This window comes from Pseudomonas sp. GW822-FHT01E03 (assembly GCF_058802985.1).
Map to the genome: position 1 here is coordinate 54703 of NZ_JBXAOQ010000015.1, position 23245 is coordinate 77947.

Sequence of the window (23245 nt, forward strand, 5' to 3'; positions counted from 1 at the left end):
GATGACGCGGGAAATCAGACTTACCGCGGCGTCCTCTGGTTTTTCGCGAGCAAGCTCGCTCCTACAGGGGGATTTTGTCGCTCACGAAATTGAGTCTGACTCGGGCAGCAGTTGCACCCCCAGATACAACGCGAGCATGCCATCGAGACGCAGTGGATCAACACCGCTCAGCTCTGCAATCCGCTCCATGCGATACCGCAGACTGTTGCGATGAATCCCCAGTGCATCGGCGCAGGCCTGGCTCTGGCCGTCGTGTTCGCACCAACTGCGCAGGGTGGCCAGCAACTGGCCGTTGCTGTCTTTGGCAATGACCTTGCGCAGCGGATTGAGCAATTCGTCGAGGGCGTCGTCGTTGCGGTGGCGCCAGAGCATCACCGGCAGCCGATAGCGGTTGAGCGTCAGCAATCGGGAGCGCGGCAGCACTTCGCGCCCGTAGGCCAGCAAGTCACCGACCCGGCGATAGCAGCGACGCAATCCGGAAAGTCCATCGGCCTGCCCACCCACGGCAATGCGCAGGATGTTCCAGCCCAGGCCGTCGAGTTTGTCCAGCAAGCGCTCGTTCTCGACCGTCTGGCTCGCCGGCCGGCACCAGAGCAACGAGGTTTTGGCCGAGCTCACGCACCAACTGTCCGGATGACGGCTCGTCAACCAGGCACTCAGTGCCTCGACGGTTTGTCCTGGTGCGTGTTCCAGCCCCAGTTCGAACAAGTACGGCACTCGAGTCATTTGTGGTTTGAGGCCCAACTGCTGCGCTTCATCGACCAGTCGTGGAGAATCCCCGGCTTCGCTCAGAAGCAGCGCCAGCAAGTCATCGCAGCGCTGGCGCCGCCATTGCTGTTCGGCCTGCTGGTTGCGCTGGCCCACCAGCATTTCGGCGGTCATGCGCACCAGCTCGGCGTAGGTGCGCAGTTGCTCGGGTTCGCCGGTGATGCCCAGCACGCCGATCAGGCGCTGATCGAGCATCAATGGCAGGTTGATCCCCGGTTGTACGCCCTTGAGGTGAATCGCCGTCTGCGCATCGATCTCCACCACCCGGCCATTGGCCAATACCAGTTGCGCGCCTTCATGCCGGGTGTTGACCCGCTCCGGTTCGCCGCTGCCCAGGATCAAGCCCTGGCTGTCCATGACGTTGACGTTGTACGGCAGGATAGCCATCGCCCGGTCGACGATGTCCTGGGCCAGGTCGTGATCGAGTTCGAACATGCAAGTGATCCTTGAAGACAGTGATGGAACGGGTTGTTCACCCGCACAGGCCTTGGTTGCAAACCCTGTGCTCAGGCACAAAGACAGCCACCCTGAGGGTGGTCGAGACTCTCTGGGCGATCAACGTTACCCTTTGCATCGCAAAAAATCATAATAAAGAGAGAGCCGCCATGACACAGAGCGCCGTAGCGTCCCAGGCCATCGCTGACGATAAAAACGCCGTCTACAAGCGCATCACCCTGCGTTTGATCCCCTTCATTTTCATCTGCTACCTGTTCAACTACCTCGACCGGGTAAACGTTGGATTTGCCAAACTGCAAATGCTCGACGCGCTGAAGTTCAGCGAAACCGTGTACGGCCTCGGCGCCGGCATCTTCTTTATCGGTTACGTGCTGTGTGGCGTACCAAGCAACCTGGCCCTGACCAAATTCGGCCCGCGGCGCTGGATTGCGCTGATGATGATTGCCTGGGGCACCCTGTCGACCTGCCTGCTGTTCGTCACCACGCCGACCGAGTTCTATACCCTGCGCCTGTTCACCGGCGCGGCCGAAGCCGGGTTCTTCCCGGGCGTGGTGCTGTACCTCTCGCAGTGGTTCCCGACCTTCCGCCGTGGCCGCATCATGGCCTTGTTCATGTCGGCGATCCCGGTATCCGGCCTGCTCGGCAGCCCGTTCTCCGGGTGGATTCTCAACCACTTCGCCGCAGGCCAGGGTGGTTTGGCCGGTTGGCAGTGGATGTTCCTGCTGCAAGGCATTCCTACCGTCATCCTCGGTGGGCTGGCTTACTTCCTGCTCAGCGACAGCTACGCCAATGCCAAGTGGCTGACTCCGTTTGAGCGTTCGGTGCTGGAAGCCGACCACGCCGAAGATCTGGCCAACAAACCGAAAACCACGACCGATTCGCTGCTGGCGGTGTTCAAGAACCCGGCGATCTGGGCTTTCGGCCTGATCTATTTCTGCATCCAGAGTGGCGTCTATGCGATCAACTTCTGGCTGCCGTCGATCATCAAGAACCTGGGCTTCAGCGATAACCTGATGATCGGCTGGTTGAGCGCGATTCCGTATCTGCTCGCCGCCGTATTCATGCTAATGGTTGGCCGTTCAGCCGACCTGCGCAAAGAACGCCGCTGGCATTTGGTGGTGCCGATGCTGATGGGGGCGCTGGGGCTGCTGATCGCGGTGAACTTCGCCGCCAACCCGGCCATCGCGATTCTTGGTCTGACCATCGCCACCATGGGCGCCCTCACCGGCCTGCCAATGTTCTGGCCGGTGCCGACCGCCCTGCTGAGTGCCGGCGCTGCCGCCGGTGGCCTGGCGCTGATCAACTCGATGGGGCAGATGGCCGGTTTCCTCAGCCCGTACCTGGTGGGTTGGGTCAAGGACAGCACCGGCTCGACCGATGCGGCGCTGTACCTGCTGGCGGGTGTGATTGTCTGCGGCAGTTTGCTGGCGTTGCGCATGACCCGAACCCTGCGCACCTGATCAACACAAATCCCCTGTGGGAGCGGGCTTGCTCGCGAATGCGGTGTATCAAACGACATATATGTTGACTGGCACTGCGCTTTCGCGAGCAAGCCCGCTCCCACATTCGATCTGCGGTGTTCGATATTTCTGTTTGATCCATGCGACTGTTCTGGTATCTGATTGAGCCTTTCCCACTGGTAAAAGGATTTGCTCATGAGCTACCGCACGCTGGGTCATTCGGGTCTGCAGGTGTCCACCCTGACCCTGGGCACCATGATGTTCGGCGAACAGACCAGCACCGAAGATTCCCTGCGGATCATCGACAAGGCCTGGGACCAGGGCATCAATTTCATCGACACCGCCGACGTCTACACCAACGGCCGTTCCGAGGAAATCGTCGGTGAGGCCATCGCCAGCCGCCGCCATGAATGGGTGCTGGCCACCAAGGTCGGCTTCGGTCCCGTGGACGGCGTTCCCAACCGCAGCGGCCTGAGCCGCAAGCACCTGTTCAACGGCATCGATGCCAGCCTGACGCGCCTGGGCACCGACTATCTCGACATCTATTACCTGCACCGCGAAGACCACAATACGCCGCTGGAGGTCACGGTATCGGCCATCGGTGACTTGATCCGCCAAGGGAAAATCCGCTACTGGGGCCTGTCCAACTACCGTGGCTGGCGCATCGCCGAAGTCATTCGCGTGGCCGACAAACTGGGCGTTGACCGGCCGGTGATCAGCCAGCCGCTGTACAACATCGTCAACCGTCAGGCAGAAACCGAGCAGATCACGGCGGCGCAAAGCTACGGCCTTGGCGTGGTGCCCTACAGCCCGCTGGCGCGCGGCGTGCTCAGCGGCAAATACGCACCGGATGTGAAACCTGATGCCAACAGCCGTGCCGGACGCCAGGACAAACGCATCCTGGAAACCGAATGGCGCGTCGAATCCCTGCGCATCGCCCAGCAACTCCAGCAATACACCCAGCAGCGCGGCGTCGGCATCGTCGAGTTCGCGATCGCCTGGGTGCTGAACAATAGCGCCGTGACCTCGGCCATTGTCGGGCCGCGCACGCAAGAGCAATGGGATGCCTACACTAAGGCGCAGGCGGTGACGATCACGGCCGAGGATGAGGCGTTCATCGATTCGCTGGTGACACCGGGGCATGCGTCGACACCGGGGTTCAATGATGTGAGCCATTTTGTCTCCGGCCGCAGACCGTTTAACTGAAAAAACATAAACCACTGTAGGAGCGAGCTTGCTCGCGATGGTGGTCAACGATAACGCGGGGAGCCTGCCTGCCCGCGGTGTCTGGTCGTTCATCGCGAGCAGGCTCGCTCCTACAAGGGGATGTTGGAAATATTGATCATCCGGACAATATTCAGCACAAAAACCACGTATCCTCCGCCCCCCGTTTCACCTTCAACCTCGCGAGGACAGCTTGTCTAAAGGTATCGCTCTATCGGTTTCAGCCTCGGTGCTGTTTGCCGTCATGTATTACTACACATCGCTGCTCAGCCCCTTGAGCGGTGTGGAGATCTTCGGTTGGCGCATGCTGCTGACCGTACCGTGCATGACCGTGTTCATGGTGGTGTCCGGGGAGTGGAAACGCGTGCTGGAGATCGTTCGGCGCGCCATGGCCAATCCGAAACTGATGGGCGCGCTGATTGCCTCCTCTGCCCTGCTCGGCGTGCAATTGTGGCTGTTCATGTGGGCACCGTTGAACGGCTACAGCCTCGACGTATCACTCGGCTATTTCCTGCTGCCGCTGACCATGGTCTTGACCGGTCGCCTGGCCTACGGCGAGCGCCTGTCCTATCTGCAAAAAGTCGCGGTGGTGTTCGCCTGCCTGGGGGTGGTCAACGAGGTGTATCAGGTCGGTGGTTTTTCCTGGGCGACCTTGCTGGTCTGCGTGGGTTATCCGGCCTACTTCGTCCTGCGCAAACGACTGGCGGCGGACAACCTCGGTGGCTTGTGGCTGGACATGGCATTGACGCTGCCGGTGGCAGTCTGGTTCGTCCAGAGCGGCGCGCAAGGTTTTGGTGTGTTTGAACAGCATCCATGGTTATCGCTGCTGATCCCGATGCTCGGCGTGATCAGCGCATCGGCATTGGTGGTCTACATCATTGCCAGCCGCCTGCTGCCATTCAGCCTGTTCGGCTTGTTGAGCTATGTCGAACCGGTGTTGCTGCTGGGCGTGGCGTTGCTGCTGGGAGAAAGCATCAAGGCCGGGGAATGGCTGACGTACATCCCGATCTGGATGGCCGTGCTGGTGCTGGTGTTTGAAGGGTTCAAGCATCTGGTCCGGCAGCGCAGACCTTAAGCACACGCAAAACAAAATGTGGGAGCGAGCTTGCTCGCGATTGCAGTGTGTCAGTCAACATTAATGTTGAATGAACTACCGCTATCGCGAGCAAGCTCGCTCCCACAGTTTTTATCGGTGTAACGGCTTAGTCGGTGGAGAGAACACCACGACGCACCTGGTCACGCTCGATGGATTCGAACAGCGCCTTGAAGTTGCCTTCGCCGAAACCGTCGTCGCCCTTGCGCTGGATGAACTCGAAGAACACCGGCCCCATCAGGGTTTCCGAGAAGATCTGCAGCAGCAGACGCTTGTCGCCCGACTCGGACGAACCGTCCAGCAAAATGCCCCGCGCCTGCAGTTGGTCCACCGGCTCGCCGTGGTTCGGCAGACGGCCTTCGAGCATTTCGTAGTAGGTCTCCGGCGGCGCGGTCATGAAGCGCATACCGATGCTTTTCAGGTGGTCCCAGGTCTTGATCAGGTCATCGGACAGGAACGCAACGTGCTGGATGCCCTCGCCGTTGAACTGCATCAGGAACTCTTCGATCTGCCCGGCGCCCTTGGACGACTCTTCGTTCAGCGGGATGCGGATCATGCCATCGGGTGCGGTCATGGCCTTGGAGGTCAGGCCGGTGTATTCGCCCTTGATGTCGAAGTAGCGGATTTCGCGGAAGTTGAACAGCTTCTCGTAGAAGTTGGCCCAGTAGGCCATGCGACCGCGATACACGTTGTGGGTCAGGTGATCGATGATCTTCAGGCCGGCACCGACCGGATGGCGGTCGACACCTTCGATGAACACGAAGTCAATGTCATAGATCGAGTTGCCTTCGCCGAAACGATCGATCAGGTACAGCGGTGCGCCGCCGATGCCTTTGATCGCCGGCAGATTCAGTTCCATCGGGCCGGTTTCGATGTGGATCGGCTGGGCGCCGAGTTCCAGGGCACGCTTGTAGGCTTTTTGCGAATCCTTGACGCGAAACGCCATGCCGCACACCGACGGACCATGCTCGGCCGCGAAATACGAAGCCACGCTGTGGGGTTCGTTGTTGAGGATCAGGTTGATCGCGCCCTGGCGATACAGGTGCACGTCCTTGGAACGGTGGGTCGCCACCTTGGTGAAGCCCATGATCTCGAAGATCGGCTCCAGGGTGTTCGGGGTCGGCGATGCGAGCTCGATGAATTCAAAGCCCATCAGGCCCATTGGGTTTTCGTATAAATCTGCCATGGTCGGCGCCTCATCATTTTTTTATCAATTAACAAAGGTTAGTTGTAAGCAATGCTGAGACCGGTGGGTGGCGCACAGGAGATGCCCCGCACACTGCGGGCGAGAAAGTCACCGTAGATCAGTTGAAACCCGAATATCTTCATTTTCGACCCAAGGCTCTTGCGGGCGAGGCTTCTGCTGCCAGAAGACGATTATTATTGTATGCGTAACCCGATTCTACACAGCGTAAATCAGTTTGTCCGCCTTCTGTATCAAATCCCCTTTTTCCATGCCTGCGCAAGGGGTTTGTTGCAGAGGAAAATCCCCGCCAGTATCAGCCCGCCACCCAGGCACATGGCCAGCGTCAGCGGCTCATCCAGCAGCAGTGCGCCAAGGATCACCGCCGTCAACGGGTTCAAGGCAATGAACACCCCGGAACGGGTCGCGCCGATTTTGCGAATGCCGTCGTAGTAGCCGATGTACGCCAGCGCCGACCCCAGCACGCCCAGGTACAAAAGGCTCAACCATTGCTGCGCACCCAGCTGGGCGATCGCGGCGACACTCACCTCGCCGCGCACGATGCAGGTCATCCAGAGCATGACGGTGCCCAGCAGGATCGAATAGGTCACCGTTTGCACCGGACCCAGGGTGTGATTCAGCTCTTTGGAAAACAGCGAGTAGACACCCCAGCCGAGGACACAGCCGAAAATCAGCAAATCGCCGAGCCAGACATCGGCGCCGCCGGCCAGTAGTTGCGGGTCGCGACTGACGATCACCATGCTCGCGCCCGCCACGCAGATCGCAATGCCGACGACTTTCGCCCGATTCAAACGCGCCTTGAACAGCAACCAGGAAGCCAGGCCGATCACCGCCGGATTCAGCGCCACGATCAAGGATGCCCGTGAAGCGTTGATGTAATGCAGGCCATAAAAGAAGCACAGGTTGTAAAAAAATATCCCGAAAAAGCCAAGCAATGACAATTGCAGCCATTGCCGGGGGCTGGGCCGGACCAGCGGTGTGCGTGCCATGCGTATAAACAGCAGCAACGCCACGCTGGCCAGCAGAAACCGCAGGCTGGCAGCCAGTAGCGGGCTGAGGCCAGCGGCCAGATAGCGTCCGGCAACGAAGGTGCCACCCCACACCATGGTGACCGCCGCCAGTTTCAGATACACCGGAAGATCCGATGGTTTTGACAGGCTTTGCTCGCAGATCGTCATAGATTCCAGGACCGGATGTCGGAGAGATGCCGTATCATTCAGTTAATACCCAGTCATCGTAAAATGAGCAAACACTCATGACCCTCACTCAACTGGAGATTTTCTCCCTCGTGGCCGAACTCCACGGCTTCACGGCAGCGGCCAATCGCCTGGGCATTTCCCAATCGGCGGTGTCCCATGCCTTGAAGTCCCTGGAGTTGGAGTTGGGTGTCGAACTGCTGCGCCGGCATCAAACCCAGGTCGAACTGAGCGACATTGGCCAGCAGTTGTTGCTGCGCGCCCGGGCGATGCTCGGCCTGGCCAACACCCTGCGCCAGGAAGCGGCCGATGCCAGGGGCATGAAACGCGGCACGCTGCGAATCGGCTCCTTCGGCCCGACTTCATCGATCAAATTGCTGCCGTTGATTCTGCAGCAGTACCGCGCCGCCCATCCCGGCATCGAGGTGCATATCGACGAAGGCCCCGACCGTCAGGTACTCCAGTGGCTGGAGGAACGACGGATCGACATTGGCTTTGTGGTATTGCCCGAGGAGCGTTTCGACACGGTCGCGCTGATCGAAGATCAGATGGTCGCGTTGCTGCCCGCCGACCATCCGCTGGCGGCTCACGACAGCCTGAGCCTGAAGGATCTGTGCGACTTCCCGTTCGTGCTGACCGAGGCCGGTTCTTCGGAGCTGGTTTCACGTCTGTTCACAGTGGCCCGACTGACGCCCAATATCCGTTATCGCTGCTCGCAGTTGATCAGCACCCTGGATGTCGTCGCTCGTGGCGACGGGGTGACGGTGGTTGCCGAAGGTTCATTGCCTAATCAGATTGACCGCCGCTGCGTGAAAAAAACTCTGTCGCCGGCGGTGTTGCGCCAGGTCGGCCTGGCGGTGCTCGATCGACGCCAGGCATCACCCGCGACGCTGGCCTTTATCAGGCTGGCCGAAAGCCTTGATTTGCGTTGAGCGGCATAACCGCCAACGGCCAACTATCATGGCCCATACCCGAACTCTTCATGGGAGGCGTTTTGCCCCGCCATCAATTGAGAGCCTTACATCTTCGTGACAGGACTCGCGAATGCCGCTGAAAGCCAAAACCCGCAGTCGCAGCACAAGAATTGCCGTTACTCTGATCAGTGGCTTGCTCCCGGTGCTGCTGGGGGCCGCCATTCTTTACATGCAAGCCGGGCGTGCGCTCAAACAAGACGCCGAACAAACCGCCGAAGAAGCGATTCGTCAGTTCGACCTGATGCTCGACAACAACGCCCAGGCTGCTCGTGAATTGCTGCCGCTGGCAGGCCAGAGTTGCGGTGAAGTCACACTGGCGCTGCGCGAGCAGGTCACTCGCCGCCCCTTCGTGCGTTCAACCAATCTGGTGTGGGACAACAACCTCTATTGCAGCTCTCTGTTCGGCGACTACCAGGAGAAGGTCAACCCCGGTGACTACACCCTGGGCGCCTTATGGCTCTTGAGCGGCAATCCGGTAACGCCCAACACCGCCGTGCTGGTGTACCGGGTGAGCGAAGGAAAAAAAGGCGCACTGTCGACCCTCGATGGTTATCACTTGATTAATACCCTGCGCCTGATCGGTCGCAATACCTTACTGGTGCTGCAAGTTGGCCCGGACTGGATATCCGCCGATGGCAAGGTTCATACCGGCACTGCGCCTGACCTGCCCGTTGCGCAAAGTCACTTGACCTCCGGGCACTATGCTTTTGCCGTGGAAGCCGGTTTTCCCAAAGGCGAAATCTGGCGATACATACGCAGCGAATATCCGCCGCTGCTCAGTCTGCTGATTTTCTTCGGTGTGATTGCCGGGGCTATTGGTCACGTCCTGCAAAAGCGCTCCTCGGCACCTACCCAGGAAATGCAGCGGGCACTGGAAGCTTCAGAGTTCATTCCGTATTTCCAGCCCGTGGTGCATGGCGACAGCAAAAGCTGGTCCGGCGCTGAAGTGCTGATGCGCTGGCAACATCCAAAGGAAGGCCTGGTGCGTCCGGATCTGTTCATTCCGTTTGCAGAGCACTCCGGGCTGATCGTGCCGATGACCCGCTCACTGATGCGACAAACCGCCGCCCTGCTCGCACCGCAATCGGCCAGCTTCAACAAGCCGTTTCACATTGGCATCAACATCACCGCCAGCCATTGCCAGGACCTGGAACTGGTCAAGGATTGCCGCGAGTTTCTCGATGCGTTCGAGCCAGGTTCGATCCATCTGGTACTGGAACTGACCGAACGTGAATTGATCGAGCCCACGGCCATCACCCTGCAACTGTTCGAACAACTTCGCGAACTGGGCGTGAAAATCGCCATCGACGACTTCGGCACCGGCCACTCAAGCCTTGGCTACCTGCGGCAGTTCAATGTCGATTTTCTGAAAATCGACCAGAGTTTTGTCGCCATGATCGGCGTCGACACACTGTCGAGCCACATCCTCGACAGCATCATCGAACTGGCGGTCAAACTCGACCTTGCCCTGGTGGCCGAAGGTGTCGAAACCCGCGAACAGAGTGATTACCTGAGCGTTCACCAGGTCAACTTCCTGCAAGGTTATCTGTTCGGCAAACCCATGCCCGGCGCGGAATTCATTAGTGCATTAAGCGACCATTAACTCGCGAATTCAATCGCCAAAACAAACGATTAGCCGCACCAATTTGAATCAAAACACTTCTGACGTTACATGAAGAAAAAGACAGGATTTACTCTTGGCCAATTAACTACTACAATTTTTGATGCCTGCGCTAAATTGGCAGGTGAGCCACTATCACCGAGTCGCTTCAAGGCTCTTGGCTTATAGCTTTGTTTGCGGTTGGCATCAACCAAACACACTATTGGAGTAAAGATATTGTCCAGACTCGCTGAATTTCGTGCAGCCGAAAAGGCCCTTCAAGAACAGCTCAAGCAGTTGGAATCCCTGAAGAACGATGCCGGGCTCAAGAAAGAAATCGAATTCGAAGAGAAGCTCCAGGGCTTGATGAAAACCTATGGCAAGAGCCTGCGCGACATCATCGCCATTCTCGATCCTAACCCGGCAAAATCTGGCCTGCTGCAGGCAGCCGCCCCTAAAACCCGCCGCGCCCGTGTGGTCAAGGTTTATCAGAACCCGCACACCGGCGAGCTGATTGAAACCAAGGGCGGCAACCACCGCGGCCTGAAAGCCTGGAAAGAACAGTACGGTGCAGCCACCGTTGATTCCTGGTTGCGCGGCTAACTCTCGCGGCGACAAAAAAAGCCCTGCTTATGCAGGGCTTTTTCATGGGCTATCTAAATGCCCGGGGCCGGCACCCGACAATTACTAACTGCCATCAACTTTGTGCTTAATCCATTTGGATATCTAAAATATTTTTCATGCATCGAAAAAGCACTGGCGCTTACTAAAGTTTCAAGCTGTTACGGGCAGCGTCTATTTCATCCTGGCTCGCCTTATAAGCCTCGGCCTGCCCTGCGTAGGAAAGAACATAGGCCTTATCGGCATCCACCGCAGCCACCAATGTTTGAGAAAGCACATGCCTGCCGTTTTGCGTGATGGTGCAGGTTGTTTCCAGCGCGACCAATCGACTCAACGTAGTCGAATGAATGCGCGTGCAGACACTTTGATATCCGCCCTGAAAGAAGTCTTTTTGAACCGACTTGCGCATCTCCAGCAGTACGCCTTCGAGGTTTACCTTGTGATCGCTTTGCACCGGGCTCATGGTCAGTTCCATCACCATGAGCGGCGATCCATCCTGATCATTTTTCACCGCCCGCTGGCGACTGACCCCCGACGCCGATTCAGGCACGTCTTCGACCTGCCAGCCTTGCGGCCAGGTCACCACTGGCGCATCGGCGCGAGCAGCGCCAGCCAGCGAAAGCACGCTTAGCAGGATGAACAGCACGTTACGGAATCGAATCATTGCAATGGGCACTCAAGGTTCAAGCCGTAAAGTCTGGGCCCAGGCCGGCTGTCAGGCAATAGCCGACTGTTTGGGTTTGGTGATGTCCGAACCGTTGCGTATCATTGTCGCCATTCGTTAGCCCACATATTTCCCGGAGGGCCCATGAGCCTGCACGAATTGAACACCTTCCCCGGCGTCACCGCCCAACCGGACGCCGCTACACAGAAATTTGTCTTCAACCACACCATGCTGCGGGTCAAGGACATCACCAAGTCCCTGGATTTCTACACACGCATCCTGGGTTTTACCCTGGTGGAAAAACGCGATTTCCCGGAAGCCGAGTTCAGCCTGTATTTCCTGGCGCTGGTGGACAAGAACCAGATCCCGGCCGACGCCACCGCGCGCACCGAGTGGATGAAATCGATCCCAGGCATCCTGGAGCTGACCCACAACCACGGCACCGAGAACGATGCGGATTTCGCCTACCACAATGGCAACACCGACCCGCGCGGTTTTGGCCACATCTGCATCTCGGTGCCGGACATCGTCGCCGCCTGCGAGCGCTTTGAAGCACTGGGCTGCGATTTCCAGAAACGCTTGAGCGATGGCCGCATGAAGAGCCTGGCGTTCATCAAGGATCCGGACGCCTATTGGGTAGAGATCATTCAGCCAGCACCGCTGTAACCCGCACAACAAATCCCACATTTGGAATGTGTGAAACACAAAACCCCATGATCAATCATGGGGTTTTGTGTTTTCAGAGCCGGCGCCGATACCCCTCTGTAGGAGCGAGCCTGCTCGCGATAAACCCGAGAACGCCGCGGGGCACCTGCCAACCAGCGTTATCGTTGACGACCATCGCGAGCGAGTTCCTACAAGGTTTTTTGTTTTCAGCGTCCGATTTATGCCGGAGCCGAGGTCCGGATCAAGTGATCGAAAGCGCTCAGGGAAGCCTTGGCACCCTCGCCCACTGCGATCACGATCTGCTTGTACGGCACCGTGGTCACGTCACCGGCAGCGAACACACCCGGCACCGACGTTTCACCGCGAGCGTCGACGATGATCTCGCCACGGGGCGACAATTCGATGGTGCCTTTGAGCCAATCGGTGTTGGGCAACAGACCGATCTGCACAAAGATCCCTTCCAGTTCCACGCTGCGCAATTCGTCGCTCTGACGATCCTTGTAGCGCAGGCCGTTGACCTTCTGGCCATCACCGGTGACCTCAGTGGTTTGCGCACTGGTGATCACGGTGACGTTCGGCAGGCTGTGCAACTTGCGCTGCAATACCGCATCGGCTCGCAACTGCACATCGAACTCCAGTAGCGTGACATGGGACACGATACCGGCCAGGTCGATGGCCGCTTCGACGCCGGAGTTGCCGCCGCCAATCACCGCCACGCGCTTGCCCTTGAACAACGGACCGTCGCAATGCGGGCAGTACGCCACGCCCTTGTTGCGGTATTGCTGCTCACCGGGAACATTCATTTCACGCCACCGCGCACCGGTCGCCAGAATCACGGTCCTGGCCTTCAACGAGGCGCCGCTGGCGAAGTGAATCTGGTGCAGCTCGCCATTCTTGCCGGGTACCAGTTTGTCGGCACGCTGCAGGTTCATGATGTCCACGTCGTACTGCTTGACGTGTTCTTCCAGGGCCACGGCCAGTTTCGGGCCTTCGGTTTCCTGCACCGAGATAAAGTTCTCAATGGCCATGGTGTCCAGCACCTGGCCACCAAAACGTTCGGCCGCGACACCGGTGCGAATGCCTTTACGGGCCGCGTAGATTGCCGCCGAAGCACCGGCCGGGCCACCGCCGACCACCAGCACGTCAAAGGCTTCTTTGGCGCTGATCTTCTCGGCCTGGCGTTCGATGCCGCTGGTGTCGATCTTGGCGAGGATTTCTTCCAGACCCATGCGACCCTGGCCGAAGTTCACACCGTTAAGGTAGATGCTGGGGACCGCCATGATCTGGCGCTCATCGACTTCAGCCTGGAACAGCGCGCCGTCGATGGCGACATGGCGAATGTTCGGGTTCAGTACCGCCATCAGGTTCAGCGCCTGGACCACGTCCGGGCAGTTCTGGCAGGACAGCGAGAAGTAAGTCTCGAAGTTGAACTCGCCTTTGAGCGACCGGATCTGTTCGATCACATCGACACTGGCCTTCGAAGGGTGGCCGCCGACTTGCAGCAAGGCCAGCACCAGCGAAGTGAATTCGTGGCCCATCGGAATGCCGGCGAAACGCAGGCTGATATCGGCACCCGGGCGATTGATCGAGAACGATGGTTTGCGTGCATCGTCACCGTTGTCGAGCAAAGTAATCTGGCTGGAAAGACTGGCAACGTCTTTCAGCAATTCAAGCATTTCCTGGGATTTCGCACCGTCGTCGAGGGAGGCAACGATCTCGATCGGCTGGGTGACCCGTTCCAGGTACGATTTCAACTGGGCTTTAAGATTGGCGTCCAACATACGGGCGATTTCCTTTTGACTGATTCATTTAGAGCAGGCATAAAAAAACGCCCGAGCGAATCTCGCCCGGGCGTTTTTATTGGGCGGTGCAGCTTACCGAGTAGGTGCGGAGTTCCGCCCTGATGGTGCGATCACAGACTTAGATCTTGCCGACCAGGTCCAGGGACGGCGCCAGAGTGGCCTCGCCCTCTTTCCACTTGGCTGGGCAAACCTGACCTGGGTGAGCAGCGACGTACTGGGCAGCCTTGATCTTGCGCAGCAGCTCGGAAGCGTCACGGCCTACACCGCCGTCGTTGAGTTCAACGATCTTGATCTGGCCTTCAGGGTTGATCACGAAGGTGCCACGGTCAGCCAGGCCTGCTTCTTCGATCAGTACGTCGAAGTTGCGGGAGATCGCGTGGGTCGGATCGCCGATCATGGTGTACTGGATCTTGCCGATGGCTGGCGAGGTGTTGTGCCAGGCAGCGTGGGCGAAATGAGTGTCGGTGGAAACGCTGTAGATCTCGACGCCCAGCTTCTGGAACGCGTCGTAGTTGTCAGCCAGGTCTTCCAGCTCAGTCGGGCAGACGAAGGTGAAGTCGGCCGGGTAGAAGAACACCACAGACCACTTGCCTTTCAGGTCTGCGTCCGAGACTTTTACGAAGTCGCCATTTTTGAATGCGTCAGCTTTGAACGGTTTAACTTGGCTGTTGATGATAGGCATCGTTGACTCTCCGTCAGGGGGTTAAGAAGTTGATGGAAAGAACTTTACCCACTCGACGAACGGAAGGCTCATTGGCAAACCTGATGCTGCTGATTGGCTTTCGCTATTAGCCAGCTGTATTAATAGAAGAAAACGGTATCTAGGGTGAGACGGGCTTTTCCGTGATACGCGCCATGCCGAGAAACGGACTGGCTTCGATGTAGCGCATGGCCGACTTCATGTCCTTCCAGCCCACATAGCTCATCAGCGACTTCAAATCCCAGCCACTTTGATGCGCCCAGGTGGCAAAGCCGCGACGCAAGGAATGACTGGTGTAAAGTTCACCGGCGATACCTGCTCGCGCCAACGCCTGACGCAATAACGGAATCACGCTGTTGGCGTGCAATCCCTCCTCGCCCAGATGCCCCCAGCGGTCGATGCCACGGAACACCGGCCCACGCACCAGTGCCGCCTCGGTAATCCAGTCGATATAAGCCTGCACCGGACACAACCGTTGCAAGGCCGGTGTCTGATAGGTCTTGCCAAGGTTATCGCGATCACTCTTGCTACGTGGCAGATAGAGACTGATGCCGGAACCGGCGCTGGCCTGCACGTGTTCCACCTGAAGCCGGCACAACTCATCACTGCGAAAGCCACGCCAGAAGCCCAACAGGATCAGGGCCATGTCGCGCCTTGCCCGCAGCAAACCCGGTCGGTCGCCTGTGGCCCTGGCGGTCTGCACTTCTTGCTCCAGACAACTGACCACCTGTTCCAGGTGCTGAAGCTGCAAGGGTTCTGCCTGTTTTTCCTGGGCCGGGTGCAGCGCGCGAATACCCTTGAAAACTTTGCGCACCACCGGCGCCTTGGTGGGATCGGCAAAGCCCTGGCTGTTGTGCCACTGCGCCAATGCCGACAAACGCAGTTTCAGCGTGTTGATCGACAACACGCCGGCATGGGCCACCAGGTAGCGCGCCACGCTGTCGCCGGTTGCCGGCAGAAAACCGCCCCACGTGACTTCGAAGTGCTCGATGGCCGCCCGATAGCTGCGACGGGTGTTGTCGCGAGTCGCTGCTTGCAGATAGCGATCCATATCGCTCATAGGAAATGAACCTGTTTTAACCGACTGTAGGAGCGAGCTCGCTCGCGATGGTCGTCAACGATAACGCTGGCTGCCAGGTGCCCCGCGGCGTTCTCGGGTTTTTCGCGAGCAAGCTCGCTCCTACAAGGGGTATCGGCCGCTGGCGTTAAAAACACAAAACGCTGTAGGAGCGAGCTCGCTCGCGATGATCGTCAACGATAACGCTGGCTGGCAGGTGCCCCGCGGCGTTCTCGGGTTTTTCGCGAGCAGGCTCGCTCCTACAAGGGGCATCGGCCGCTGGCGCGAAAAACACAAAACGCTGTAGGAGCGAGCTCGCTCGCGATGGTCGTCAACGATAACGCTGGTTGGCAGGTGCCCCGGGGCGTTCTCGGGTTTTTCGCGAGCAAGCTTGCTCCTACAGGGTTGGAGTACGGAAACAGTGCGAGGAATACCTAGAAATTTCGATCACACGGGGTAATACCAGTATATCCCGTGTTAATCACATTCAGCATTTAACTTTTTCTATTGAATGGTACAATGTGTATTTACGTGGTACGTACCACATCATCAAAACCCGGGAGATCTCATGGCACGCGGCGGTGTAAATAAAGCGGTGGTTCAAGCCGCTCGGTTGGCGATCCTCGCCCGCGGCGAAAACCCCAGCATCGATGCCGTACGGATCGAGATGGGCAATACCGGCTCGAAAACCACGATTCATCGCTACCTCAAGGAGCTCGATGACCGGGCCGAACCTGTCGAGGCGCCGACAGAACCGATCGACGACGAACTGATGGCACTGGTGGCGCGGCTCGCGCAAAGACTCAAGGAGCAGGCGCAAGAGCCCATCGACCAGGCGCGCGCGCAGTACGAAGAACAACGCAAGGCGCTGGAAAACCAGCTCGGTGAAGCGCAAGAGGACAACAGCGAACTGCACCAGCAATACGAGTTTCAAAGCCTGGCGCTGACTCAGGAATCCGAGGCCCTGCAAGAAACCCGAGTCATGCTGCAAACGGAGCAAACCCGCAACGCCGGGTTGAATCAGGCGCTAGCCGATTTCGAATTGCGCTTGAAAGACAAGGACGAGCAGATCCGCTCCCTTGAAGAAAAGCACCTGCACACTCGCGACGCACTGGAGCACTACCGCAATGCGGTCAAGGAACAGCGCGAACAGGAAATGAGTCGCCACGAAGGCCAGGTGCAACAGATACAGATGGAACTGCGTCAGGCGCAACAAAGCGCACTGGTACGCCAGGATGAAATCACCCAGTTGCACCGCGACAACGAACGCTTGCTGACTGAAAACCGCGGCACGCTGCGCGAACTGAGCCTGCTGCAAGAACAGCTCAAGCAAAGCAATACCCGTCAGGATCAGTTGCTGGAACAGGCCACCCGCGTCGACGGTGAGCGCACCCTCCTCCAGGAACGCCTGCGCGTCGCCCTGTTGGAAAGCCAGGCACTCAAGCAGAACGTCGATGAGCAGTCGCAGCTCAACAGGTCACTGGAAATGGATCTGGCCAAGACCCGGACGGATCTGGAAGAACGCGTACGTCTGGCCGCGACCCTTGCGGCAGCGGCAGACGCAGCGAAGGACGCTTAACCGGCGACCGGCGTACGCATGGTGACGAACTCTTCGGCGGCCGTCGGGTGCACCCCGATGGTTTCGTCGAAGTCGCGCTTGGTGGCGCCGGCCTTCAAGGCAATCGCCAGGCCCTGGACGATTTCACCGGCTTCTGGGCCGACCATGTGGCAACCCAGGACCTTGTCGGTGTTGGCGTCCACCACCAGTTTCATCAGCGTGCGCTCCTGGCATTCGGTCAGGGTCAGCTTCATCGGCCGGAAGCGGCTTTCGAAGATCTGCACCTCGTGACCGGCTTCGCGAGCCTCTTCCTCGGTCAAACCGACAGTGCCGATGTTCGGCAGGCTGAACACCGCCGTCGGGATCATCTTGTAATCCACCGGACGATACTGCTCTGGCTTGAACAAGCGTCGCGCCACCGCCATGCCTTCAGCCAGGGCCACCGGCGTCAGCTGAACACGGCCGATCACATCGCCCAGCGCCAGGATCGACGGCTCGGAAGTTTGATACAGCTCATCGACCTCGACAAAGCCTTTCCTGTCGAGTTTGACCCCGGTGTTTTCCAACCCCAGATTGTCCAGCATCGGACGACGACCCGTGGCGTAGAACACGCAATCGACTTCCAGCTGGCGACCATCCTTGAGCGTGACTTTCAGGCTGCCATCGGCCAGCTTGTCGATGCGCTCGATGTCCGCGTTGAATTGCAGGTCCATGCCGCGCTTGGTCAACTCTTCCTGCAAATGCTTGCGCACGGAACCATCGAAGCCGCGCAGGAACAGTTCGCCGCGATACAGCAGCGTGGTCTTGGCACCCAAGCCGTGGAAGATCCCGGCGAACTCGACCGCAATGTAGCCACCGCCCACCACCAGCACCCGCTTGGGCAACTCTTTGAGGAAGAACGCCTGGTTGGAACTGATGGCATGCTCATGCCCCGGAATCTCCGGAATCTGCGGCCAGCCGCCGGTGGCGATCAGGATGTTCTTGGCGGTAAAACGCTCGCCATTGATCTCGACCTGATGCGGGTCGACGATCTTCGCGTGGCCCTCATGCAAGGTCACGCCGCTGTTGACCAGCAGGTTGCGATAAATGCCATTGAGGCGATTGATCTCGCGGTCCTTGTTGGCGATCAACGTCGGCCAGTCGAACTGCGCCTCATCCAGGCCCCAGCCAAAACCGGAAGCCTGCTCGAAGTCTTCGGCAAAGTGCGCACCGTAGACCAGCAATTTTTTCGGCACACAGCCGACGTTCACACAGGTCCCGCCCAGATAGCGGCTTTCGGCCACGGCCACTTTCGCACCGAACCCGGCGGCAAACCGCGCAGCCCGCACGCCGCCGGAACCGGCGCCAATCACATAAAGGTCAAAATCGTAGGCCATTTTCAATCTCCTCGGCAGGTGACCAGCATACCCGCAGACATTTGTTGGGCAAGCGCTGCAGTCGATATGGGGCCTGAAAATGAAAAAGCCACCCGAAGGTGGCTTTTCAATACAGTCAGGTCGAAAGCGATCAGTACGCCTTGCCCGTCTTGTAGAAGTTCTCGAAGCAGAAGTTGGTCGCGTCGATGTAGCCTTCGGCGCCGCCGCAGTCGAAACGCTTGCCCTTGAACTTGTAGGCCATCACGCAGCCGTTCTGGGCCTGTTTCATCAGGGCGTCGGTGATCTGGATTTCGCCGCCCTTGCCTGGCTCGGTCTGTTCGATCAGGTCGAAGATGTCCGGGGTCAGGATGTAGCGGCCGATGATGGCCAGGTTCGACGGTGCGTCTTCCGGCTTTGGTTTTTCAACCATGCTGTGTACGCGGTAGATGTCGTCGCGGATCATCTCGCCGGCGATTACGCCGTACTTGTTGGTCTCGGACGGATCGACTTCCTGGATGGCCACGATCGAGCAGCGGAACTGCTTGTACAGCTTGACCATCTGGGTCAGAACGCCGTCGCCTTCGAGGTTGACGCACAGGTCGTCCGCCAGTACCACGGCGAACGGCTCATCACCGATCAGTGGACGGCCGGTGAGGATCGCGTGGCCCAGGCCTTTCATTTCGGTCTGGCGGGTGTAGGAGAACGAGCACTCGTCGAGCAGCTTGCGGATGCCGACCAGGTATTTCTCCTTGTCGGTGCCCTTGATCTGGTTTTCCAGCTCGTAGCTGATGTCGAAGTGGTCTTCCAGGGCGCGCTTGCCGCGACCGGTGACGATGGAGATTTCGGTCAAGCCGGCATCCAGTGCTTCTTCGACGCCGTACTGGATCAGTGGCTTGTTCACCACCGGCAGCATTTCTTTGGGCATGGCTTTAGTCGCTGGCAGGAAGCGAGTACCGTAACCGGCTGCTGGGAACAAGCATTTCTTGATCATATAAGTCCTTGAAAGGGCTGTGTGTACGAGTTTCGGCGCAGTCTAATCAGGCGGCGTGCACCTTACAATGCCCCGCGCTGGCTAACCGATGCCAACATAGAGAAATATTCTTGCCGATAGTTCCCTGCGGGAGTGCGCAGGTCGCTGCGCAGCCTCTTATGCATAGCAGAGACTTGCGCAAATGCACGGCTTCTAACGCCCGGAACCCATCACCATACGCCCATCGGCACCCCTTGAGTGTGTTTGGCGGTATCATGGCGCGATTGAACCAGACAACGAGGCAAGTAGATGTCGGCAGTAAAAAGCGTCAACGGATTCCTGATCAATCAGGAGAAAGACGGCCAATGGTGGGTGGCCAGTGTCGCCGGTGAAAATATCGCCGGGCCGTTCCCTTCCGAAGCCCTGGCAATCGAAGTGGCCTCGGTGCTGGAACTTGAGCACCCGGAACCCAAGCGACGCGGCAAAGACAAGAGCTGATCGACGCCCGATGCAAAAAGCCCTGCCATGGCGCAGGGCTTTTTTATGAATACCGAAAAAGAAGTGGCCTTTGGCTATAACCTTTTGAATCCGGCGCTGTCTCAGCCTTAGCCCACCCCCCCTGACGATGATCAAGCCATGAATAAAGTTTTGCCTTTGCTGACGGTATTGGCCCTGAGCGGCTGCGCAACGTCGGAAGAAACCTACCTGGCCAACGGAGAGCAAGGTCTATCGATTGACTGCTCCGGGGAAGCCAACTCTTGGGCGGCGTGCTACGAAAAGGCCGATGCGTCCTGCGCGGGCACCGGCTACAAGATTGTCGGAACCGATGGCACCCCCTCGCTCAAGGAGAGCGAAAAGACCCTCGGCGCCGACGTCGGTAACTACAAAAGCCGCAACGTCGTGGTGATCTGCAGGTAACGCGCCACGCCCTACATATGGATTTCGGCGAATTTGATTCCAAGCCCGCGCACGGTATCGATCAGATCATCAAGGCGGCTGAAGGACTCGACTTCATCATTGTCATCCACCAGGAAATAGCTGCGCCCGGCGCTTTTCTTGAAAAACACGATCCATTCCCCCAGCTCCGCCGGATTCTGAATCACATGGGTGGCAGAGATTAAACCCTCTGCATGCCGCTCCCGGACCTGCTCTCGCTTCATGTTCGACTCCAGAAATAACGATGCCGCCAAAGCAGGGCTTTGGCGGCATCGGTGCTGATGGTCGATAGTCTATCAGCCGGAAATGCACTCGTTGGCAGCCTTCTGTACATCCTTTGGCCGCACCGGGACATTGGACATACTCTCGTGCAGCTTGATGCTGCTGCCGCCGGAGCGTTCTTCGATGTCAAACACGGCAGACGGCCCCACGGAAAACTTGAGCGGCACGATCACGCGCAAGCCATCCTTGTGCGACTGGATCTGCAAGGCGCCTCGGCTATCGGCCAGTTTTTCGCTCAGACATTGCGCGTATTCATGGGGCTTCTTGCCAGAAATCACGTTCATCGTCGGCAAGGACTCGTTGATGTCCGAGACGTTCGCGCAACCACTGATCGTCAATGCCATCGGCAACAACCACAAACCCCACTTCATACCAAACCTCCATTAAAGACCCTCGGACAGCGCAACTGCGATTTTTCTCCGAGACAAACTGCTTTATCGCTCATCAAATGTGAAATAAGCGTTTTTAATTGTCGAAGCGGCCGGATAATAAGGCCTTCGGGCTGATAAACTGCGCCAATCGCCCATGCTATCGTTTTGATTTTGTAGAAAAAGCCCTTCTGGAGGCGCCTCATGAAATTTATCCATCAGCGCGAGCACCTCAATGAAGACGACATCGTCGTCATTCAATGCTCCCAAATGTGCAACATCCGCTTGATGAACGACGCCAACTTCCGCAGCTTCAAGAATGGCGGTCGTCACACCTATCACGGCGGTGCATTCGACACGTTTCCAGCCCGCATCACAGCCCCGAGCACCGGTTTCTGGAACATCACGATCGACACCGTCAACCGCCGCGCTATCAGCGTGACGCGCAAACCCACCCTGACGCACTCGATCAAAATCATTCGCCGCTCCAGCACGAAACTGAGCTGATCAGCGAACCCGAAACACAAGACAGGCAGATACAACCGTGGCCCAAACGACCAAGTACGTCATCAAATATAAACTCAACGGTGAGCGCCGCTTCGAGTTTGCCCAGCTTGAAAACGGCACCCAGGAAGAAGCCAAGGCGGCGCTGGACGCCATTCATGGACAGGACGACGTCATCAGCGACATCAGCGTCAGCAAAGCGTTGTAACACGATCTGGAGCGACAATGGACGTCGGCTCCCGCTCGCAGTTCGACCGCAAGCAGCGGAGTGCCAGTTTTATTTTTGCCTTGCAGACTGACCACCTCCATAACAAGAGGCCCGGCAATGAGCGAGCAATATCTGGACAGGCTGGACTGGCCCCTGCTGGAGCAGCAACTTGATCAAGACGGCTGCGCCGTCATCCCGTCACTGCTGAGTCACAAGGCTTGCGGGCAGGTCAGCGCCTGGTACCCTCGCACCGAACTGTTTCGCTCCCACGTGGTGATGGCTCGCCACGGGTTCGGCCGAGGCGAGTACAAGTATTTCAACTACCCCTTACCGGAACTCGTGGCCCGCTTGCGCAGCGCGCTCTACCCGCGACTGGTGCCCATCGCCAATCGCTGGCATGAACAGATGGGCTTGCCGGAGCGTTTTCCTGAAACCCTTCCAGCCTTCCTTGATCGCTGCCATGCCGCTGGTCAGAACCGTCCGACACCCTTGTTGCTGCAATATGGTCCGCAGGACTACAACTGTTTGCATCAGGATCTGTATGGTGAGCACGTTTTCCCGCTGCAAGTGGCGATCCTGCTGTCAGACCCAGATCAAGACTTCACCGGCGGCGAATTTGTCCTGACTGAACAGCGCCCGCGAATGCAGTCACGCCCGATGGTCATCGATCTGAAGAAAGGCGACGGGCTGATCTTTGCGGTCAACCAGCGTCCAGTCAAAGGCACTCGCGGTTACTACCGCGTTACCCTGCGTCACGGCGTGAGTCGCCTGCACAGCGGTAAACGGCATACCCTTGGAATCATCTTTCACGATGCGTCATGAACCCATGAATCCGCAGACTTTCGATCTGTTTGCCGATGCAGAACCCGAGCAACAGCCCAGGTGCGAGCAGATCGGCGAACAGTCCTACGTGCTCAGAGGCTTCGCCCTGCCCTGGCTGGAGCGTTTGCTGCCTGCCCTGGAAGAAGTGCTGGCGGCCGCGCCGTTTCGGCAGATGGTCACACCCGGCGGTTTCACCATGTCGGTCGCCCTGAGCAGTTGTGGCCAATTCGGCTGGACCACTGACCGCAGCGGTTATCGGTACACCCGCCTCGATCCAGACACCGCAAAGCCCTGGCCAATGATGCCCGAGGTGTTTTTCCAACTGGCACAAGCGGCGGCACAGGCAGCAGGGTTCACCGGTTTTGCGCCGGATTCCTGCCTGATCAACCGTTATATCCCCGGGGCAAAAATGTCATTGCATCAGGATAAGGACGAACATTCCTACGCCGCCCCCATCGTTTCGGTATCCCTGGGTTTGCCGGCGATGTTCCTGTTCGGCGGTTTTGCACGCAGCGACAAAAGTCAGCGCGTGCCCCTGTTCCATGGCGACATCGTGGTCTGGGGTGGCGTGGATCGCCTGCGTTATCACGGCGTGTTGCCGATCAAGGACGGCCATCATCCGAAACTGGGCGAGCAACGCATCAACTTCACCTTCCGTACCGCCGGATAAAGCCTTCGAATTTGACCGCAAGCGCCGGAGTGTGTGGCAACTGCCCCACGGTTAATGTGCAGGCAACCCCTCAATGGACGTGACGCC

The 23245-nt window shown here is 58.3% G+C and carries 25 protein-coding genes; 14 read left to right on the top strand and 11 right to left on the bottom strand.

Annotated elements, in window-relative coordinates:
* Positions 1-81: 81 nt before the first annotated feature.
* The gene (locus AC1RP7_RS24815) at positions 82-1203 is read right to left on the bottom strand and encodes a sugar diacid recognition domain-containing protein (RefSeq protein WP_057714675.1); all 1122 of its coding nucleotides are present in this window, start codon (positions 1201-1203) and stop codon (positions 82-84) included.
* A 170-nt stretch (positions 1204-1373) separates the two neighbouring features.
* Between AC1RP7_RS24815 and AC1RP7_RS24820 the strand changes: the two genes are divergently transcribed.
* The 3 genes from AC1RP7_RS24820 (at position 1374) to rarD (ending at position 4983) form a co-directional block, all read left to right on the top strand.
* Positions 1374-2684: an MFS transporter gene (locus AC1RP7_RS24820; RefSeq protein ID WP_493180978.1), complete on the top strand. Its 1311-nt coding sequence runs from the start codon at positions 1374-1376 to the stop codon at positions 2682-2684.
* Between the two features lie 195 nt (positions 2685-2879).
* Positions 2880-3890 (top strand): aldo/keto reductase, encoded by a 1011-nt coding sequence (locus AC1RP7_RS24825; protein ID WP_493180979.1) that lies wholly within the window; start codon positions 2880-2882, stop codon positions 3888-3890.
* A gap of 211 nt (positions 3891-4101) precedes the next feature.
* Positions 4102-4983, top strand: a complete 882-nt coding sequence (gene rarD, locus AC1RP7_RS24830; protein WP_057714672.1) for an EamA family transporter RarD — start codon at positions 4102-4104, stop codon at positions 4981-4983.
* Between the two features lie 127 nt (positions 4984-5110).
* Here rarD and hppD read toward each other — a convergent pair whose 3' ends face one another.
* Entirely contained in the window at positions 5111-6187 is a 1077-nt protein-coding gene (hppD, locus tag AC1RP7_RS24835) for a 4-hydroxyphenylpyruvate dioxygenase (protein WP_493180980.1), read from the bottom strand.
* A gap of 251 nt (positions 6188-6438) precedes the next feature.
* On the bottom strand, positions 6439-7383 hold the full coding sequence (locus AC1RP7_RS24840; RefSeq protein WP_493180981.1) for a DMT family transporter: 945 nt from the start codon (positions 7381-7383) through the stop codon (positions 6439-6441).
* Between the two features lie 77 nt (positions 7384-7460).
* Here AC1RP7_RS24840 and AC1RP7_RS24845 point away from each other — a divergent pair, with 77 nt between their 5' ends.
* The 3 genes from AC1RP7_RS24845 to AC1RP7_RS24855 all read left to right on the top strand — a co-directional run bounded on the left by AC1RP7_RS24845 (position 7461) and on the right by AC1RP7_RS24855 (position 10578).
* The gene (locus AC1RP7_RS24845) at positions 7461-8333 is read left to right on the top strand and encodes a LysR family transcriptional regulator (RefSeq protein WP_493180982.1); all 873 of its coding nucleotides are present in this window, start codon (positions 7461-7463) and stop codon (positions 8331-8333) included.
* A 112-nt stretch (positions 8334-8445) separates the two neighbouring features.
* Entirely contained in the window at positions 8446-9978 is a 1533-nt protein-coding gene (locus AC1RP7_RS24850) for an EAL domain-containing protein (RefSeq protein WP_493180983.1), read from the top strand.
* A gap of 234 nt (positions 9979-10212) precedes the next feature.
* Positions 10213-10578 carry a histone-like nucleoid-structuring protein, MvaT/MvaU family gene (locus AC1RP7_RS24855; RefSeq protein ID WP_008051761.1) on the top strand — a complete coding sequence of 122 codons (366 nt, stop codon included), beginning with the start codon at positions 10213-10215 and terminating at the stop codon, positions 10576-10578.
* A gap of 163 nt (positions 10579-10741) precedes the next feature.
* Here AC1RP7_RS24855 and AC1RP7_RS24860 read toward each other — a convergent pair whose 3' ends face one another.
* Complete coding sequence (locus AC1RP7_RS24860) at positions 10742-11260, bottom strand: DUF4946 domain-containing protein (protein ID WP_493180984.1); 519 nt, start codon at positions 11258-11260, stop codon at positions 10742-10744.
* Between the two features lie 144 nt (positions 11261-11404).
* Here AC1RP7_RS24860 and gloA point away from each other — a divergent pair, with 144 nt between their 5' ends.
* The gene (gene gloA / locus AC1RP7_RS24865; protein WP_057714666.1) at positions 11405-11926 is read left to right on the top strand and encodes a lactoylglutathione lyase; all 522 of its coding nucleotides are present in this window, start codon (positions 11405-11407) and stop codon (positions 11924-11926) included.
* Positions 11927-12144: 218 nt separating this feature from the next.
* Here the strand turns inward: gloA and ahpF are convergent, their stop codons facing one another.
* The 3 genes from ahpF to AC1RP7_RS24880 all read right to left on the bottom strand — a co-directional run bounded on the left by ahpF (position 12145) and on the right by AC1RP7_RS24880 (position 15488).
* Entirely contained in the window at positions 12145-13707 is a 1563-nt protein-coding gene (ahpF, locus tag AC1RP7_RS24870; protein WP_218498157.1) for an alkyl hydroperoxide reductase subunit F, read from the bottom strand.
* A 139-nt stretch (positions 13708-13846) separates the two neighbouring features.
* Entirely contained in the window at positions 13847-14410 is a 564-nt protein-coding gene (gene ahpC, locus AC1RP7_RS24875; protein ID WP_007975937.1) for an alkyl hydroperoxide reductase subunit C, read from the bottom strand.
* A gap of 139 nt (positions 14411-14549) precedes the next feature.
* Entirely contained in the window at positions 14550-15488 is a 939-nt protein-coding gene (locus tag AC1RP7_RS24880; protein WP_492625298.1) for a site-specific integrase, read from the bottom strand.
* Between the two features lie 565 nt (positions 15489-16053).
* On the opposite strand from AC1RP7_RS24880, the gene AC1RP7_RS24885 reads away from it, so the two are divergent.
* Positions 16054-17064 carry a DNA-binding protein gene (locus AC1RP7_RS24885; RefSeq protein ID WP_493180985.1) on the top strand — a complete coding sequence of 337 codons (1011 nt, stop codon included), beginning with the start codon at positions 16054-16056 and terminating at the stop codon, positions 17062-17064.
* Here the strand turns inward: AC1RP7_RS24885 and gorA are convergent.
* Together gorA and galU are read right to left on the bottom strand one after the other, a co-directional pair.
* On the bottom strand, positions 17061-18419 hold the full coding sequence (gene gorA / locus AC1RP7_RS24890; RefSeq protein ID WP_493180986.1) for a glutathione-disulfide reductase: 1359 nt from the start codon (positions 18417-18419) through the stop codon (positions 17061-17063). The genes AC1RP7_RS24885 and gorA overlap by 4 nt on opposite strands.
* Positions 18420-18549: 130 nt before the next feature.
* Positions 18550-19389, bottom strand: coding sequence for a UTP--glucose-1-phosphate uridylyltransferase GalU (gene galU / locus AC1RP7_RS24895; protein WP_056724500.1), 840 nt, complete (start codon positions 19387-19389; stop codon positions 18550-18552).
* A 288-nt stretch (positions 19390-19677) separates the two neighbouring features.
* Between galU and AC1RP7_RS24900 the strand changes: the two genes are divergently transcribed.
* Positions 19678-19866 (top strand): hypothetical protein, encoded by a 189-nt coding sequence (locus AC1RP7_RS24900; RefSeq protein ID WP_007985505.1) that lies wholly within the window; start codon positions 19678-19680, stop codon positions 19864-19866.
* A gap of 138 nt (positions 19867-20004) precedes the next feature.
* A complete protein-coding gene (locus AC1RP7_RS24905) occupies positions 20005-20286 on the top strand; it encodes a hypothetical protein (protein ID WP_493180987.1) in 282 nt (93 codons plus the stop codon).
* A gap of 11 nt (positions 20287-20297) precedes the next feature.
* Here the strand turns inward: AC1RP7_RS24905 and AC1RP7_RS24910 are convergent, their stop codons facing one another.
* The gene (locus tag AC1RP7_RS24910) at positions 20298-20528 is read right to left on the bottom strand and encodes a hypothetical protein (protein WP_008053025.1); all 231 of its coding nucleotides are present in this window, start codon (positions 20526-20528) and stop codon (positions 20298-20300) included.
* Between the two features lie 72 nt (positions 20529-20600).
* Positions 20601-20957, bottom strand: a complete 357-nt coding sequence (locus AC1RP7_RS24915) for a hypothetical protein (protein WP_057714660.1) — start codon at positions 20955-20957, stop codon at positions 20601-20603.
* Positions 20958-21158: 201 nt separating this feature from the next.
* Here AC1RP7_RS24915 and AC1RP7_RS24920 point away from each other — a divergent pair, with 201 nt between their 5' ends.
* The 4 genes from AC1RP7_RS24920 (at position 21159) to alkB (ending at position 23158) form a co-directional block, all read left to right on the top strand.
* On the top strand, positions 21159-21461 hold the full coding sequence (locus tag AC1RP7_RS24920) for a DUF1883 domain-containing protein (RefSeq protein WP_007912251.1): 303 nt from the start codon (positions 21159-21161) through the stop codon (positions 21459-21461).
* Positions 21462-21498: 37 nt separating this feature from the next.
* A complete protein-coding gene (locus tag AC1RP7_RS24925) occupies positions 21499-21666 on the top strand; it encodes a hypothetical protein (RefSeq protein ID WP_090455470.1) in 168 nt (55 codons plus the stop codon).
* 117 nt (positions 21667-21783) lie between these two features.
* Positions 21784-22488 carry a 2OG-Fe(II) oxygenase gene (locus AC1RP7_RS24930; protein ID WP_493180988.1) on the top strand — a complete coding sequence of 235 codons (705 nt, stop codon included), beginning with the start codon at positions 21784-21786 and terminating at the stop codon, positions 22486-22488.
* A complete protein-coding gene (gene alkB / locus AC1RP7_RS24935; RefSeq protein ID WP_429521105.1) occupies positions 22478-23158 on the top strand; it encodes a DNA oxidative demethylase AlkB in 681 nt (226 codons plus the stop codon). Before AC1RP7_RS24930 ends, alkB begins: the two co-directional genes overlap by 11 nt.
* Positions 23159-23245 lie beyond the last annotated feature (87 nt).